The sequence below is a fragment of the Halococcus salifodinae DSM 8989 genome (assembly GCF_000336935.1).
Classification (GTDB): domain Archaea; phylum Halobacteriota; class Halobacteria; order Halobacteriales; family Halococcaceae; genus Halococcus; species Halococcus salifodinae.
This window is the reverse complement of record NZ_AOME01000070.1, coordinates 201,161-216,614: the sequence shown is the minus strand read 5'-3', so window position 1 is coordinate 216,614 and position 15,454 is coordinate 201,161. Positions and strand designations below refer to the sequence as shown.

Below are 15,454 nucleotides of genomic sequence, written 5' to 3'. Positions count from 1 at the left end.
CGAGACTCCGGTACCGAAACGCGAGCGGTGGGTTGATACGCACCACGCCGGTAGGAGTGGTATGCGCGTTCGCGACTGGCAGGACATCTTGGAGGACGTGGTCGATTCCGGGGCCGACCCCGGCGGCTGGCGGGCGGTCGCAGGCGATCGTGACCAGGGGATCGGCGAGGACATGTATCTCGGCCACCCCTCGGCGGGCGTTTTTCAGCTCAAGACCTACGCGAAAAATCCGTTCGAGGTCCAGGGCGTCGGCACCCAACTCGCCCGGCGGATCGACGACGATCTCGACCCTCTCTTTCCCGAAGGCGATGCGGGCCGGTTCGGCGTCCAGTCCCCGATGTCCGACGAGGACGAGGCCAAGCAAGCGGCAACCGAACTCGAAAGCGTGCTCGAAACCCACGCCGACGCGCCGACGACCCCCGACGCACTCTTCGAGGACGTGATGGGCGCGCTCGACAGCCCCGCCTACGGCCCGATGGAGTACGACCAGTACGACCGCCCCGACGGGCTGGACGACTTCGCCAACGAGTTCGAGGAGGCCGAAGACCTGCTCGACGCCGAACTCGAGGACCTGGTCGACGAGAACGAAACCAACCACGGGTTCCAGTAGGCGTAAATCCCACCGTCGCATCGAGCCAGTATGACCGCCGAAGCCACAATCGAGGCGTACTACGACGCTCTCCGTGCGGGCAACCCGCTATCTCCCTTCTTCGCCGAGTCGGAATCGATCGTCAAGTTCGGCATCACCGAGCGACTCGCGGGCTACGAGGCGATCGAGGCGGGCCTCCACGAACAGACCGATAGGACCGACGACTGGACCGTCGAGAGCCAGCAGCTCCGAGTGACCGAACGCGACTCGTGTGCGTGGTTCAGCGACAGCGTGGTGATGGCGTGGCGGAGCACCGAGGACGGCGCATACCGCGAACACGAGACGCGGTGGAGCGGCACCCTCGAACGCCGTGACGACGAGTGGGCGTTCGTCGGAATGCACGTGAGCACCGCCGACGCCGACACGACGGACGACTCGACCGCCACCGACGGGACCGGTGAGCGGTGATGGTCGGTCCGGTATCGCAGGAGGAACGACTCACTGCGTCGCGCCGCATCAAGATCGGATTCATCGTTCTCGTTGGGCTCTCGGCGGGCCTCATCACGCTCCAGGGCGAGCCCTCGCTTCTCACCTTTGCGCTCGCGGTGTGCGCCGGACTCGTCGTCGGGACTGTCGTGGTCTGGCTCGCCTTCCCCCGTGGCCTCGGCTTTCGGAGCTGACGAAGCCGGCTTCGACGGCGACGCCGACCGCGCCCACCGCTCAAGCCACGCGGTCGAGCCACTGCTCAGGCGTGTCGAGCTCAGCGTTCGTCGGCAGGTTTTCCGGTTGCTCCCAGACGACGCTCGCTCCCTCCACCCCACGGGCGTCGGCGACGGTCTCGAAGAAGGCTTTCCCGCGCTCGTACTGGCGGCGTTTCATCCCCAGCCCGAGGAGTCGCCGAACGAGCTGGGAGACCGGACCACGGCCCCGTCGTCGTGCCTCGACTTTCTCGCGAAGATCGGCGTACTCGTCGTCGAACGCACGATCCATCAGGAGTTCGGCGTACCCCTCGACCGCGGTCATCGCGGCGTCGAGTTCGCGGAACGCCTCGCGGTCGAGGCCCCCCTCGCCGAGCGCGTCGACCGCCCGCTCCATCCGGGCTTCGAGGTGGTCGGAGAGCCACGGAGCCGCGCCGAACTCCGCGGCGTGGGTCACTTCGTGAAAGGCGATCCACCGTCGGAACCGTGCGTGTGAGACGTCGAGCTCCTCGGCGACCCGCTGGATGTTCGGATGGACGAAGTAGAGCGCGTGGTCGTCGGCCCCGCTTGCCGCGCCCTCGCCCGCCCCGTCCCGATCGTCGCCCTCGGCGAGGAGGAGTGGGTCGTACTGACCGAGCACGTTGTTGGCGAGGAACGCGAGCGCAACGGTCATCGAACCGGTGTTCGCCACCCGCGCGATCCCGGGGGCGAGCGTCCGTCCCTCGATGTCGAGGGCCCCCATGATGCGCTCGAACGTCGCGATGTTCGCGTCGATCCAGTGGTGGCGGTGCTGGACCTCGATGGTGTCGGGAAGGTCGAAGGAGACGCCGCCGACCTCCCGGACCCGGGTTCGGGCGTCGCGAACGTCGGCCGCATAGCCCGCGCGCTCGTCGGCGGTGAGCGTGAGATCGCCCGGGTCGGTGGCGGCCCGTGCGGCCTCGGTGACGGCGGCCCAGTCGATCAGTCCATCGCCGGAGGCCTCGGTCACCGCTCTGACGCTGCGCAGGAGGTTCATACCGAAGAATGTCGCCGACCGGGCAAAGGGTTTCGCCTCTACAGCTCCTCGAACTCGTTCTCGGAGTCGTCGACGCCGAACTCGTCGTCGTCCATCGCGAACTCGTCTTCGAGATCGTCGCCGCCGAGATACCACTTCGCGACGAGCGCGAGCCCGACGAGCAGCCCGAGGACGAACAGTTTTCGCAGCGCGCTGCCCGACGATTCCTCCTCGTCCTCGTCGGCCACGTCCTCGTCGATCTCGACGACCGTGTCGCCCGTTTCCTCGTCGTCGGTCGCCTGAACCGCACCATCGCTGCCGCCGTCCGCACCGAGCGGGTCGACGCCGGCGTCAGGCTCGCTCTCGAACGACGTCTCTGTGTCGTCGTCGGTTTCGGTGCCGAACGAGGTGTCGTCGGTGTCGGTCGAGAACTCGGTGTCCGATTCCGAGTTCCCGGCCCCGAAGCCGAGGCGATCACGCAGCAGCTCGCCGACGTCGGAGCTGAGCTGGACGTCGCTCGTGAACTCGTTGTCCTCGCTGTGCAGGTGGAGTTCGAGCAGGGTTAGCTTGTCTGCCATGCCGCGATCGTTCGGGGTCCGGTGGCTTATTCGTTTGGGCTTTCAGTGCCGGGTCCTCGTGCGCTCGTTTCGGACTCCATCCCCGGTTCCGAACGGTTCATACCCGGGGCGTCGATACGGTGGCTGTGAACGAGAACCAGCGTACGTTCCTCGACGACCTGCTCGAAACGCCGAGCCCGTCCGGGTACGAAACGCGCGGTCAGCGCGTCTGGACCGAGTACGTCGCGGAGTTCGCCGACGACGTCCGGACCGACGACTACGGCAACGCGATCGCGGTTCACGAGGGCGATCCCGAAGCGCCGAGCATCGCACTCACCGGCCACGCCGACGAGATCGGGTTCGTGGTCCGCGACATCGACGACGAGGGGTTCGTTCGCCTCGGCTCGATCGGCGGCGCGGACAAGACCGTCTCGCGCGGCCAGCACGTCTCGATCCACACCGACGACGGGCCGGTGTCCGGTGTCATCGGTCAGGCCGCGATCCACCTGCGCGACGACCACGAGATCGCCGATATCGCCGAGCAGCACGTCGACATCGGAGCCGCGGACGGCGACGAGGCGTGCGAACTCGTCGAAGTCGGCGACCCGATCACGATCGCGACCACAGTGGAGGAACTCCACGGAACACGGCTCGCGGCCCGCGGGATGGACAACCGGATCGGGACGTGGGCCGCCGCGGAGGGACTTCGTCGAGCAAGCGAGGCAGACGTCGACGCCACGGTGTACGCCGTCAGCACCGTCCAGGAGGAAGTCGGTCTCCAGGGCGCTCAGATGGTCGGATTCGACCTCGCGCCCGACGCCGCAATCGTCGTCGACGTGACCCACGCCACCGACGAGCCCGCGACGCCGGGCACGCGCAGCAACGGGATCGAACTCGGCGAGGGGCCGGTCGTGACCCGCGGCGGCGCGAGCCATCCCGTTCTGGTCGACGCGATGCGCGAGGCAGCCGACGCCGACGAGACGCCGATCCAGCTTCAGGCGACCGGCTCGCGAACAGGGACCGACGCCGACGCTATCTTCACCCAGCGCGGCGGCATCCCGTCGCTGAACCTCGGGCTCCCGAACCGATACATGCACACGCCCGTCGAGATGATCGATACGGACGATCTCAATGCGCTCGCGGCGTTGCTGGGGACGTTCGCCGAGCGTATCGATGTCGACGAGTCGTTCGCCGTCGAGATCTGACCCGCGGTTGCTGTGTGTGTTCGCGGTCGAGGTCCGAGTTCGTCGGCGGAGCGTCCGCTCGGCGCGACCGCGTGACGGTACGCTTAAGGGTCGAACCGAACGAGGACGCAGTATGACCGAAGGACGTCCGCTCGACGTGCTCGAAGCGACGCTCGGCGAGAGCGTGGCCGTGCGGCTGAAAGACGGCGAGATCTACACGGGCTCGCTCGCGGGCTACGACCAGCACATGAACGTGGTGCTCGAACCCGCCAGCAACGACGCTGAACCGCCGACTCCCGGTGAAGTCGGCGTCGAGACGGTCGAGAGCACAACGATTATCCGCGGCGACAACGTCGTCACGATAACACCATGACCGGATCCGGAACGCCGAGCCAGGGGAAGAAGAACAAGACCGTTCACGTCAAATGCCGCCGCTGTGGTGAAGCCTCCTACCACAAGACGAAGAAAGTCTGTGCGTCGTGTGGGTTCGGGAAATCCGCGAAGCGACGCGACTACGCCTGGCAGGAGAAGGCCGGCGAGTAAATGGACGAGAAGTGCGGGGTCGTCGGCGTCTCGCTCGACGACCGCGCCGCCGCGCAGCCGATTTACTACGCACTCTACGCCCTCCAGCACCGCGGCCAGGAGTCGGCCGGGATCGTCACCCACGACGGGTTCCAACAGCATTCCCACGTCGAGATGGGGTTGGTGGGCGATGCGTTCTCCGAGGACGACATCGCGGAGCTCAACGGGCCGAACGGGATCGGTCACGTCCGCTACCCGACCGCGGGCAGCGTCGACTCGTCGTGCGCGCAACCCTTTTCGGTCTCGTTCAAGAGCGGGTCGTTGGGGTTGAGCCACAACGGTAACCTCGTCAATGCGAGCGCACTGCGGGATGAACTCGCCGGGCTGGGCCACGCGTTCACTTCCGACGGCGATACCGAGGTGATCGCCCACGATCTCGCGCGGAACCTCCTCGACGACGATCTCGTCGCGGCGGTCGAGCGCACGATGGGCAAAATACATGGGTCGTACTCGCTCGCCGTGATGCACGACGACCGGGTGCTCGGGCTCCGCGATCCACAAGGCAATCGGCCACTGTGTCTCGGCGAGCTGGAGGACGGCTACGTGCTCGCGAGCGAGAGCGCGGCGATCGACGCGCTCGACGGGGAACTCATCAGGGACGTCAAACCTGGCGAACTCGTGGTACTCGAACCCGACGGCGCGGGCTACGAGAGCCATCGACTCGTCGAGCCCGATCACACCGCGCGGTGTTTCTTCGAACACGTCTACTTCGCACGGCCGGATTCGACGATCGACGGCGAGCTGGTCTACGAGGCCCGGCGCGAACTCGGCCGACAGCTGTGGGCCGAGAGCGGCATCGACACCGACGTCGTGATGCCGGTGCCCGACTCCGGGCGCGCGTTCGCCTCGGGCTACGCGGAGGCCGCGAACGAGGGCGACGGCAGCGTGGAGTTCGCGGAGGGGCTGATGAAGAATCGATACGTGGGCCGGACGTTCATCATGCCGACCCAGGACGAGCGCGAGCGCGCGGTCCGGCTGAAGCTCAACCCGATCAAGAGCACCGTCGAGGGCAAAACCGTGACCCTGATCGACGACTCGATCGTTCGGGGGACGACCTCGACCCAGCTCGTCGAACTGCTCCGCGATACCGGCGCGGCGGAGGTCCACCTCCGGATCGGTTCGCCGGCGATCGTCGCACCCTGTTACATGGGGATCGATATGGCGAGCCGCGAGGAGCTGCTGGCCGCCGACCGATCGACGGAAGAGGTTCGCGAGACGATCGGTGCCGACAGCCTCGCCTACATCTCCCACGAGGCGATCGCCGACGCGCTCGACACCCCCAGAGAGGACCTCTGTATGGGCTGTGTCACCGGCGAGTACCCCTACGACATCGCGGGCGAGGCGACCGATCGTGAGGTTTCTCGCCCCACGATCGACGGCAACCGCGCGAGCGCCGGCGACTGATCGACTGCTGTTCGTTTCTGAGTTCGGACGACGAGACGTCGGGAGTTCTGAAGTCTCGAAGTGGCCACATACTCAGCCACACTCACACGTACCACTCGGTCTCTCGCAATTGGCTGAAAAACGACTCCTCGGACGAGTGAAACCGCGAAACGAGAGGGTCGAGTCGACTCGACCGTTACTCCCGTCGCTGCTTCCGTAGCAGCATCCCGCTGGCGGTCAGGCCGACCGCAGCGATACCGAACGCCCCGACGGCGTCACCGAGGCTACTCGATCCGTTGCCACCGGTGGTCGTCGTGCTGGCGTTCGTCGTGGCTCCGACCTCGCTGGCCGTGGTGTTCGTCGCTGATGCGTTCTCGCCGCCGGTCGTGGTGGTTGCGTTCGTCGACGCTGTTTGTTCCGCGCCCAGCGGGAGGATGCCGCCGAGCAGCGAATCGAGAGCATCCCCGAGCTGGTCGACGGTGTTGTTGAGAAGGTCGTTGAGCTCCGTCGGCGTGATTTCGTCGTTCTCGAACGCCCGTGCGAGGTCGATGATCTCTCGGTTCGTGATCTCGCCGGTGTCGACCGCCTCGTTCAGCAGTTCGATCTCGGTGTCGTCGAGTTCGGCGACGAGATCGGCGAGCGTCGCCGCGTTGGGGTCGTCGAGATCATCGAGCACGTCGGCATCGAGGAGCAGTCCCGTGTCGAGATCGACGAGTTCGATCCCGAGCACGTCGACACACACGCCGAGATCGGCGGTCGTGTCGGTGTCGACCACGGTACCGTCGGCATCGAGCAGTCGTGCTTCCTCGATGACTGCCGTGCTGAGGTCGATGCTCGCTACCTCGTCGAGACCACTGACCGAGACGTTCTCGCTTCCGTTGATCGGGCCGATCGTGACGGTTTCGTCGTTGCCCGTGCCCACGTTGAGGAGATCCAACTCGACGGTTGCGTTGGTCAGGTTGCCCGTCACGAGCGCGTCACGGCAATCGCTGACGTTGATTGCTCCGGTTTCGTTGCCGTCACCGGGGCCGCCAGGCCCGCCGTCGAGGACGCTCACCAGCGTGACCTCCGTGCTGCCGACGTCGTTGTCGGCGTTCGGATCGTCAGGGGAGACCGTATCCAGTTCGGCCACGTTGGTCGCGTTGAGCTCCGCGAGCGGATCGGCGAGGAGCGTGGCGTCGGTCGACACCGCGAGCGCGTCGAAGGTGAGCGTCGCGGACTCGTTCGGATCGAGCGATCCCACGTCGTACTCACCGGTGACGGCGTTGAAATCGCCCTGACTCGCGCTCGAACCGGTGACGAGGAACGCCGTCGTGTCGGTGAGTTCGTCGATGTCCGCGATGACGTCCTCGTCGTCGACGATCACGTCCGTCGCCGTGGCGGGCCCTTCGTTGGTCACGGTCACCGTGAACGTCACGGGTTCGTTCGCCTGAAGGATCCCGCCACCCTCCAGAAGACTCAGCTCGACTTCGTCCATGCTCGCGCTTTTCGTGACGCTGATATCGGCGGTGTCGGGCGTTTCGTTGCCGTCGCCCGGTGTTTCGTTCCCGTCGCCAGGCGTCTCGTTGCCGTCGCCCGGCGTCTCGTTGCCGTCGCCCGGTGTTTCGTTCCCATCGTCGGGTGTCTCGTCGTCGGGATCGTTGATGATATCGATCAGATCACTGAGATCGATGTTGTTGATATCGGTGTTGTTGATGTTGTTCTCGTTGATGATCCGATTGATCGTCTCGGTGGTGACCGTCGTGTCGGTATCGACGTTGTTTTGGATCTGAGTGATGATCTCCTGCACTCGTTCGTCGCTGATGTCGTTGTCGACGGTGATTTCGCTGCCCTCAACGACAATGGTTCGTTCACCGTCGTCACCGTCCGACCCGTCGTCCCCATCCGCACCGTCCGTTCCGTCTCCACTGTCATCGCCATCCGTTCCGTCCGCCCCATCCCCACCGTCGCCCCCATCACTCCCGTCCGCCCCATCCGCACCGTCGCTCCCATCCGTTCCGTCAGCTCCATCCGCACCATCTGCTCCGTCGGAACCATCCGTTCCGTCTGCATCATCCGTTCCATCTGCTCCGTCAGCACCATCCGCCCCGTCCGCGCCATCTGCTCCGTCGGAACCATCCGTTCCGTCAGCTCCATCCGCACCATCTGCTCCATCGGAACCATCCGTTCCGTCAGCTCCATCCGCACCATCTGCTCCGTCAGCACCATCCGCTCCATCAGTTCCGTCCGCACCGTCGGTTCCGTCTGCACCATCCGCTCCGCCAGCGGTATCGGCCCCGTTATCGGCGCTACCGTCAGTACCGCTACCGTCGCTGCCAGTCGTATCGCTCGCCCCGTCACTCGCTTCATCCGCGTCGTTGGTATCTGGCGAATCGATATCGACGCGAACAGCGTTGCCATCGCCTTCGATATCGACGATATCGTTGTCAGCGTTCGTCGTACAGTCGCCGGTAGCTCCACCGACACCCGCCGCGTCGGCGTTGACCCGTACCTGATTACGATCGCCGTCGATATCGACGACATCGCTGTCCTTTTCGCCCGTACAGCATGTATCGCTACAGTTCGCTGCCAGGCTGTACTGACTACTCAGATGGGGTGATTGTTGCCCCTCTCCATCCTGTAGTGTCGTGCTGTCCGGCCCGGTAGTATCGTGCCCGACCGCGAGTGCGGCCCCCGTCGCTCCGAGTACGACGAACAAACAGACGACAAGTGCTACTCCGACCGTTTTTGCTGCGCCCTTCGATTCCATACGAGACATGGTGTCGTTGCCACCCCACTTAGATTTGTGTCTAAAGATAATTCTGAAAATTAGTACATCATCATAATAAAGCCTGTTTCCTAGAATGGGTTATCTAGTAGTGCAATTCTCGTATGATTCTCACTCCCCGGAAATATTCGAACGTACTCATATAGCAGAGATACGATCGCGTGGCGACAACCACGGCGATTCGATCGAGACTATCCACTAGTGAAGAATCTCACTCTCGACGGTCCCGTGACCGACAAGCGACGAGCAACAGCATCGAACAGCGAGACGGGGCTGGTAGCCATTGCGTGTGAGTCGCGGCCAGACGGTCGTCGAATGGAAGCGCTTTTACCCGATCAAGGGATATCAACGAACCGCGCGTGGGTAGCCAAGCCAGGCCAACGGCGCAGCGTTGAGGGCGCTGTCCTGTAGAGGTCCGCCGGTTCAAATCCGGTCCCACGCATTCCTGCTGCGAGCAAATCCGCGAGCAGCAGGAATCGAACGGAGTGATTTGAACCCTGCCGGTCGCAGCCGGCGAGCGCAGCGAGCCGGATCGTCCGGCTCCGGTTCAAATCCGGTCCCACGCATACCCGCCCACTTTTTGCTTCGCTCAGTCGCTCCCTGTGGTCGCTCCTTCGCTTGCAAAAACGTGGGGAAAAAGCCAACGTCACCCCTTTCAGGGGTTCCTCGGCCCGCTCGCTCACTACGATCGCTCGCGGGACAGTCGGTATGACTACCACTCCACAACCACACAGCACCGCCGAAGCCCTCGGCCGCGAAGCGGCCTCGCCCTTCATCCGCCAGGACCGCCCCGCCTCCGCCAACCGCACCGCCCGAGCTCTCGTCCCGGTCGCTCAGACGTCGCGTTCGATGACGAACCGCGTGAATTCGGCGAGATCGTCGGCGATCTCGTCATCGATATCGAGCTCGCGGAGGGCGTCGCGCGCCTCGGCAGCGAGTTCGAGTGCGCGCTCGCGGGCGTACGCCACGCTGTCGGTCTCGCGGAGGATGTCGATCGCCTCACGGATCTCGTCGTCGGAGTTGTCGTCGGCCCAGAGGAGTTCTTCGAGCCGCGCGGCCTGCTCGGGAGCGGCCTCGCTCGCGGCGTGGATCGCCATCAGGGTCTTCTTGCCCTCGCGGATGTCGTTGCCGACGGCTTTGCCGAACGCACCGCCGTCCTCGTCGGCGTTCTCGATGTCGAGGATGTCGTCACCGATCTGGAACGCGATCGACATCCGTTCGGCGTAGCGCGCGGCGCAGCGTTCGGTTTCGTCGGACTGGCCCGTGATGAGTGCGGCGAGGCGTGCGACGATCCGGCCGAGACAACCAGTTTTGCACGCACACATCTCGAGATACTGGGCCTCGGTCATCCGGATGGCCTGCTCGTTGTGCCAGTGGATGTCCATCCCCTGGCCGAGATGCGTCCGGTTGAGCTCGTACATCAGCATCTCGTAGATCGCGAGTCGGGTTTCGGCGTCGAGATCGCCGGGGTTGTGCGCGACGATGTTCAGAGGAAGGAAGTACATCGCGTTGCCCGCGTTGAGCGCGACGTCGGTCCCGGCCTCGCGGTGGAGCGCGGACTCGCCGCGGCGCATCGTCGCGCCGTCTTCGACGTCGTCGACGATGATCGTCCCGTTGTGGAGGATTTCGGGGATGCAGGCGTAGGGGAGATACTCGTGGGGGTCCGCGCCGAACCCGTCGATCAGGAGACAGCAGACCACCGCGCGCCAGCGTTTCCCGCCCCGATCGAGCAGGTCCCAGATCGGGCCGGGGAGCGCGCGCTGGATGGCGACCGGGTCGTACTCGTAGCTCGGCTCGCCGAAGGCGCGGGCGACGTACTCGGCGTCGATCTCGCGGGGGAGCAACTGCTCGATCTCCCTGTCGATGACCGGCCGCCACGCCGCGAGCACGTCGCGCATACGGTTGTGACCGGTGGCGGCGGGCTAAAAAGTCTCGTTCTCTGCCGGAGCGGGGTCCGATCGGCTCACTCGTCGTAGGGCCAATCGCCGATGATCTTCATCCCTGCCGCCTGATCTTCGGCTTCGAGCGCCGCCGCGATCGTCTCGGGCCCCTTGTGCTCGACGGCGAACTCGTCGTCCGCGAGACGAACGCACAGTTCAGTGAGAAGGATCGACTGTTCGCGGAGGTTCCTGACGTCGAGTTTGTCGAGCGTGTCCGCGAACGTGTGTCCCCACCCGCGCCCTTCGTCGCCCGTCTCGCTCATCAGGTGATAGCCGGGAACGCCCCACTGGACGTACGGCCAGTGATCGCTGTGTGGTCCCTGTTCGGGGATCGTCGTGACCGGGTGATCGAAGTCGTTGGCCACCCCAGTAACGAGTTCGCCGAGTGCGTCGAACCCGTGGGTATGGGCACTGAGCGTCCGTCCACGGACGACGCCGTCGTTGTTGACGATGGCTTTGATCGAACCGTGGTCGCGCTCGTTGGCGTCGTGGGCCGATCCCACCAGACCGACCTCTTCGGCACCGTAGACGACGAGGTGGACGCGGGTATCGAGTTCCGCCTCGCGTTCGGCGAGCGCCTTCGCCACCTCCACGACCACGGCGGTGCCGGCCCCGTTGTCCATCGCCCCTTCGGCTATGTCGTGGGCATCGACGTGGCTCGTCAGCAACACCGCCTCGTCGGTGTCGGGACCGAGATCGGCGTGGACGTTCTGACTGGTCGCGTCGTGAGCGTCGGCGTCGACCGACACCTCGATCGTCTCGCCCTCCCGACGCCGCGAGAGCCGCGACCCGACCTCCTTGCTCACCCCGATCGCCGGGATCTCGCCGATCGGCGAGTCCTCGGTGCCGACGCTCCCGGTCGGTGGGAGGCAGCCCTCGACGTGGTTCCGGAAGACGAACGCGGCCGCACCCCCATCGACGGCGTAGTAGTACTTCTCCCGGCGGTGGATGAACCGATCGTAGTGGCCGGGAACGTTCGACGCGACCATCACGACCTTTCCTTCGATGTCAGTCTCTTCGAAGTCGCTCGGGAGGCCGTAGCCGAGATCCACGAACTCACCCGCGACCTCGCCCGCCGGACTCCGCGGAAGCGCGATGGTCTCGCGGCTGCTGTCGCCGGCACCGATCGCCGCGGAGCCACGGGTCCATCCCTGGATGTCGAACTCCTCTAAACGGGCGTTCCGCGCGCCGACGTTCGCCAGCGCGTCGCGAGTCGCTTCCGCAGCGCGGCGTTCGCCGTCGCTTCCGGCCATCCGATCGCCGATGTCGACGAGGGTTTCGAGATGATTCCAGCCGACATCGCTGGTGAACACGTCGCCGATCCAGTTAGTCATGCGCTACCGATCGTTCCGTCCCTCGCTTGAGTGTTCGGGAAGCGGCCAATCGGCGCGGGCGAACGGTGTGATGTCGACGCCGGTGTGCCGACCGTGGTTCGGCCGATCGCGTCGACCCCGCAGTCTTTTGGCCCACCGTGCGCAACGGGAACCGATGAGCGATGGCGAGCCGGCGAGGCGTCGTGAGTCGACCAGCGTCGGTGTCGTCGCCCCCGAGACCGACGCAACCGCAATCGTCGACGCGGTCGATACGGCCGGCGGCGGCGTCCACGACGCCACCGAGACCGCCGCTACCGAGACCGTCAGCACCGAAACCGCTGGCATCGACCCTGACGCGATCGTTGCGGTCGGCGATGGAGGTCTCCGCGAGTGTGTCGCCACCGACATCGGCGTTCCCGTCCTCCCGATCGATGTCGATAGGGTCCCATCGCTCGCCAGCGGCGACGATCCGGATGGGATCGAACGGTTCCTTGCCGGAGAGTATCCGATCCGCGAACGACCGGTGGTGGCAGTCGACACGCCGACCACGAACGGGCGAGCGTTACGTGATGTCGCCCTGGTGACTGCCGCGCCCGCGAGCATCTCGGAGTTCGCGGTCGCCGCCGGTACCGAGGTGCGCGGCCACGATGCGGAGAATGACGGAAATAGAACACCGTTCGCGAGGTTCCGTGCCGACGGCGTGGTGGTGGCGACGCCCGTCGGGAGCCACGGCTACGCGCGCGCTGCCGGCGGACCGGTGGTCGTCGACGGCACCGACGTGGGTGCGGTGGTACCGATCTCGCCGTTCGCGACCGATCCCGATCACTGGGTGGTCCCGTTGGCGGGCGTGTCGCTCACCGTCGAGCGCGACGACGCCGATGTGGAGCTGTTCGTCGACGGGTGTTCGCTCGGGCGTGTCAGGTCGGGGAGCCCGGTCCGGATCACGCTCGACGGAACGCTCCGGCTCGCGTCCCCGCACCGTGTGTGAGCGGCGAGAAATGGGAAAGGCTCTAATGCGATCCCGTCGGAAAGCCGATCATGCAACCCCTCTCGCTGTTCGGGCCGATCGACGCGGTCCTCGGGAGCGGTGACAACCCGCTCATCCTGTACGTTCTCTTGATCCTCGTGATCGTCAACATCGTCACGCGCGCGATCGCCCACCGATCGAACGTCAGTGATGCGCGCGAGCAGGGTGCGGACGCCATCGGTCAGCACCCGGCCCACGTCGCCTCGACGATCCTGCTGATCCTCGCGTCGTTTTACCTCACGACGGTCGAGGTTCACTCGGGCATCGTTCTCTCGGTCCTCGTGGTCGGGATGTTCATCACGGACTTCTTCGAACTCGAAGCACTCCGTGTCGAGGCACGCAACGACCGCAACCTCAGTCGACCGAACGGAGCCATCGCCGCCTCGGTGCTCGTACTCCTGTACGCGGCCTTTCTCAGCGTCTTCTTCGTGGTCGCTCCGGTCTGGAACGCGGTCGTCTGAACCGATTCCGGTCGTTTTACGATCGCAGCGAACACGTCCTCAGCAGCGCCATCGGCTACCCACGCCAACGTTCGATCGACCGGTCGGTGGTGAATCCTTTCACGAGGTAGCGACACGATTGGGCTGGCCAGTGAAATCGGACGGTACAGCCCCACCAGAACGGTACGATTCCGATTCGTAGCAGATCGTCAGTCGTCCGCTCGCCACTCGCGAGCCAGCAGTCCGTATCGGTGAATATCGACGAATTCGCCGTCGATAAACGCTTCCTCCCGGCGGACGCCCTCTTCTGCGAATCCGGCCTTTTCGAGGACGCGCCGCGAACCCGCGTTGAAGTCGAAGGCGTTGGCGACGAGCTTGTTGAGTCGGCGCTGGTCGAACGCGTAGCCGACGAGGAGCTCGGTAGCCGCGGTCGCGTAGCCCTCACCCCACGCGTCTGGCGTCACCCAGTATCCCACCTCGGCGTGGCCCCACGTCTCGTTGATCCCGGAGAGTCCGATCGACCCGACTGGTTCCTCGTCGTCGCAGATGAGTAGCGAGATGCCGTCACCCTCGCTCCGCTCCTCGAACCACTCGCGCTCCTGTTCGGCGTTCACCGGCGATACCGCACCGAGCGATCGCCAGACGTCGGGATCGTTGACATCACGCTGGAGGAAATCGAGGTCCTCCTCTTCGACCGTTCGAAGCGTGATGCGATCGCCTTCGAGGAATGTGGGACCGGGCATACTACGATCCGATTCCGGCCGAGGGTATCAATCTTGCGCGCTCGTCCGTCTCCAGTCGTGCGATCATAAGGTGGCGACGGGCACACGGGGAGCGGTGCTGTGCGGTGGCGGAGGTGGGGCGGTGCGGTAGCGAGGGCGGTGGCGGAGGTGGCGGATGCGGGGCGGTGTAGTGTTGTGCAAGCGGGAAGCGGATGCGGGGCGGTGGCCGTGAGCGCGGACCGGCGCGACAGCGCCGGGCGCGCGAACATGGGGAAGGGCAGGGCCTCAGCGCGTGCCGCCACGAGGCGCGTACGCCTCGGCCCGTGCGAACGGGCACGAAGCGCCCGTGAGCAGACGCGACAGCGCGGGTCGCGCAATGCGGGCCTGGTGTCCTGCCGAGCGAAGTCGTTCGANCGCCTCGGCCCGTGCGAACGGGCACGAAGCGCCCGTGAGCAGACGCGACAGCGCGGGTCGCGCAATGCGGGCCTGGTGTCCTGCCGAGCGAAGTCGTTCGAAACGGCGATAGCGAGGCGCTACGCGCCTCGAACCGTTGGCGTGGCGAAGCCGCGCCAAGAAGCCGTTTCGTGATGTCGTCAGATTCCGACGGAATCTGACTGCTTGCAGGAAATCACCGATTTCCTGCAATNGGCGAAGCCGCGCCAAGAAGCCGTTTCGTGATGTCGTCAGATTCCGACGGAATCTGACTGCTTGCAGGAAATCACCGATTTCCTGCAATGACGAAAGACGCTTCGCGTCTTTCGGACCACGAGGCAGGGCTCGGGAGAGCTCTGCTCCCCCGGTGGACATGAAAAGGGCGAGGAGCCGCCGTCAGGCGTCCGGCCGAGCACAGCGAGGCCGGATGCGCGGGCTTGCCCTCGCAGTTCCGAGGGCTTTCAGGCGGTGACCTTCCACGTCGTCGACGAGGAGTACCCCCACTTCTCGACCGAGAGCGAACACTCACCGTTCTGGATGGCGGTCATGTTCGTGCCGACCTCCTTCGCCGAGAGGTCGAGTTCGTCGCCGATCAGTCGGGATTTGAAGTACGTCCGGGTGCCGGCGTTCTCGCGGAGGTACTCGAGGATCCGGTGCTGTTTTCGACTGAGGTCGGGCGTCGCGCTGCTGGCTGCCATGAATGCACGAACGGGACGTCCTCCTAAAGCGGATTTGGTACACCAGGGTAATTCGGCCGCTGTCGGCCGATTTTCGTCGCGTGATGACTCCACTGGACGCCCACGATCAGCCTGGTCGGGGCGCTCGT

Annotated in this window: 16 protein-coding genes and 1 tRNA gene; 10 read left to right on the top strand and 7 right to left on the bottom strand. The window is 65.4% G+C overall.

Going from position 1 to position 15,454, the window contains the following annotated elements; all coding sequences use genetic code 11:
- Nucleotides 1-61 precede the first annotated feature (61 nt).
- The 3 genes from C450_RS13710 to C450_RS13700 are packed head-to-tail and all read left to right on the top strand — an operon-like array spanning nucleotide 62 to nucleotide 1,269.
- On the top strand, nucleotides 62-610 hold the full coding sequence (locus tag C450_RS13710; RefSeq protein ID WP_005044442.1) for a hypothetical protein: 549 nt from the start codon (nucleotides 62-64) through the stop codon (nucleotides 608-610).
- 30 nt (nucleotides 611-640) lie between these two features.
- The gene (locus C450_RS13705; protein WP_005044441.1) at nucleotides 641-1,057 is read left to right on the top strand and encodes a nuclear transport factor 2 family protein; all 417 of its coding nucleotides are present in this window, start codon (nucleotides 641-643) and stop codon (nucleotides 1,055-1,057) included.
- Nucleotides 1,057-1,269, top strand: coding sequence for a hypothetical protein (locus C450_RS13700; protein ID WP_005044439.1), 213 nt, complete (start codon nucleotides 1,057-1,059; stop codon nucleotides 1,267-1,269). Before C450_RS13705 ends, C450_RS13700 begins: the two co-directional genes overlap by 1 nt.
- A 40-nt stretch (nucleotides 1,270-1,309) precedes the next feature.
- Here C450_RS13700 and C450_RS13695 read toward each other — a convergent pair whose 3' ends face one another.
- Nucleotides 1,310-2,302, bottom strand: a complete 993-nt coding sequence (locus tag C450_RS13695) for a zinc-dependent metalloprotease (RefSeq protein WP_005044437.1) — start codon at nucleotides 2,300-2,302, stop codon at nucleotides 1,310-1,312.
- 38 nt (nucleotides 2,303-2,340) lie between these two features.
- Entirely contained in the window at nucleotides 2,341-2,859 is a 519-nt protein-coding gene (locus C450_RS13690) for a hypothetical protein (RefSeq protein WP_005044435.1), read from the bottom strand.
- Between the two features lie 125 nt (nucleotides 2,860-2,984).
- Here C450_RS13690 and C450_RS13685 point away from each other — a divergent pair, with 125 nt between their 5' ends.
- From C450_RS13685 to purF, 4 genes are all read left to right on the top strand, one after another.
- Nucleotides 2,985-4,043: a M20/M25/M40 family metallo-hydrolase gene (locus C450_RS13685; protein ID WP_005044433.1), complete on the top strand. Its 1,059-nt coding sequence runs from the start codon at nucleotides 2,985-2,987 to the stop codon at nucleotides 4,041-4,043.
- A 112-nt stretch (nucleotides 4,044-4,155) separates the two neighbouring features.
- Nucleotides 4,156-4,395 carry an LSM domain-containing protein gene (locus C450_RS13680; RefSeq protein WP_005044431.1) on the top strand — a complete coding sequence of 80 codons (240 nt, stop codon included), beginning with the start codon at nucleotides 4,156-4,158 and terminating at the stop codon, nucleotides 4,393-4,395.
- Nucleotides 4,392-4,565: a 50S ribosomal protein L37e gene (locus C450_RS13675; RefSeq protein ID WP_005044428.1), complete on the top strand. Its 174-nt coding sequence runs from the start codon at nucleotides 4,392-4,394 to the stop codon at nucleotides 4,563-4,565. The genes C450_RS13680 and C450_RS13675 overlap by 4 nt, the downstream gene beginning before the upstream one ends.
- Entirely contained in the window at nucleotides 4,566-6,008 is a 1,443-nt protein-coding gene (purF, locus tag C450_RS13670) for an amidophosphoribosyltransferase (protein WP_005044423.1), read from the top strand.
- A 175-nt stretch (nucleotides 6,009-6,183) separates the two neighbouring features.
- Here the strand turns inward: purF and C450_RS13665 are convergent, their stop codons facing one another.
- Nucleotides 6,184-8,736 (bottom strand): DUF11 domain-containing protein, encoded by a 2,553-nt coding sequence (locus C450_RS13665; protein WP_005044421.1) that lies wholly within the window; start codon nucleotides 8,734-8,736, stop codon nucleotides 6,184-6,186.
- Nucleotides 8,737-9,111: 375 nt separating this feature from the next.
- Between C450_RS13665 and C450_RS13660 the strand changes: the two genes are divergently transcribed.
- Nucleotides 9,112-9,196: transfer RNA gene (locus tag C450_RS13660), tRNA-Leu, on the top strand.
- A gap of 391 nt (nucleotides 9,197-9,587) precedes the next feature.
- Here the strand turns inward: C450_RS13660 and C450_RS13655 are convergent.
- Both C450_RS13655 and C450_RS13650 read right to left on the bottom strand, forming a co-directional pair.
- A complete protein-coding gene (locus C450_RS13655; protein ID WP_005044419.1) occupies nucleotides 9,588-10,652 on the bottom strand; it encodes a polyprenyl synthetase family protein in 1,065 nt (354 codons plus the stop codon).
- 65 nt (nucleotides 10,653-10,717) lie between these two features.
- Nucleotides 10,718-12,028, bottom strand: a complete 1,311-nt coding sequence (locus tag C450_RS13650) for a M28 family peptidase (protein WP_005044416.1) — start codon at nucleotides 12,026-12,028, stop codon at nucleotides 10,718-10,720.
- 154 nt (nucleotides 12,029-12,182) lie between these two features.
- Here C450_RS13650 and C450_RS13645 point away from each other — a divergent pair, with 154 nt between their 5' ends.
- Both C450_RS13645 and C450_RS13640 read left to right on the top strand, forming a co-directional pair.
- Nucleotides 12,183-12,995, top strand: a complete 813-nt coding sequence (locus tag C450_RS13645; RefSeq protein ID WP_005044415.1) for an NAD(+)/NADH kinase — start codon at nucleotides 12,183-12,185, stop codon at nucleotides 12,993-12,995.
- Nucleotides 12,996-13,045: 50 nt separating this feature from the next.
- The gene (locus C450_RS13640) at nucleotides 13,046-13,495 is read left to right on the top strand and encodes a DUF7313 family protein (protein ID WP_005044413.1); all 450 of its coding nucleotides are present in this window, start codon (nucleotides 13,046-13,048) and stop codon (nucleotides 13,493-13,495) included.
- Between the two features lie 188 nt (nucleotides 13,496-13,683).
- Here the strand turns inward: C450_RS13640 and C450_RS13635 are convergent, their stop codons facing one another.
- Both C450_RS13635 and C450_RS13630 read right to left on the bottom strand, forming a co-directional pair.
- Complete coding sequence (locus C450_RS13635; protein WP_005044411.1) at nucleotides 13,684-14,217, bottom strand: GNAT family N-acetyltransferase; 534 nt, start codon at nucleotides 14,215-14,217, stop codon at nucleotides 13,684-13,686.
- A gap of 872 nt (nucleotides 14,218-15,089) precedes the next feature.
- Nucleotides 15,090-15,326: a DUF7123 family protein gene (locus C450_RS13630; protein WP_005044409.1), complete on the bottom strand. Its 237-nt coding sequence runs from the start codon at nucleotides 15,324-15,326 to the stop codon at nucleotides 15,090-15,092.
- Nucleotides 15,327-15,454 lie beyond the last annotated feature (128 nt).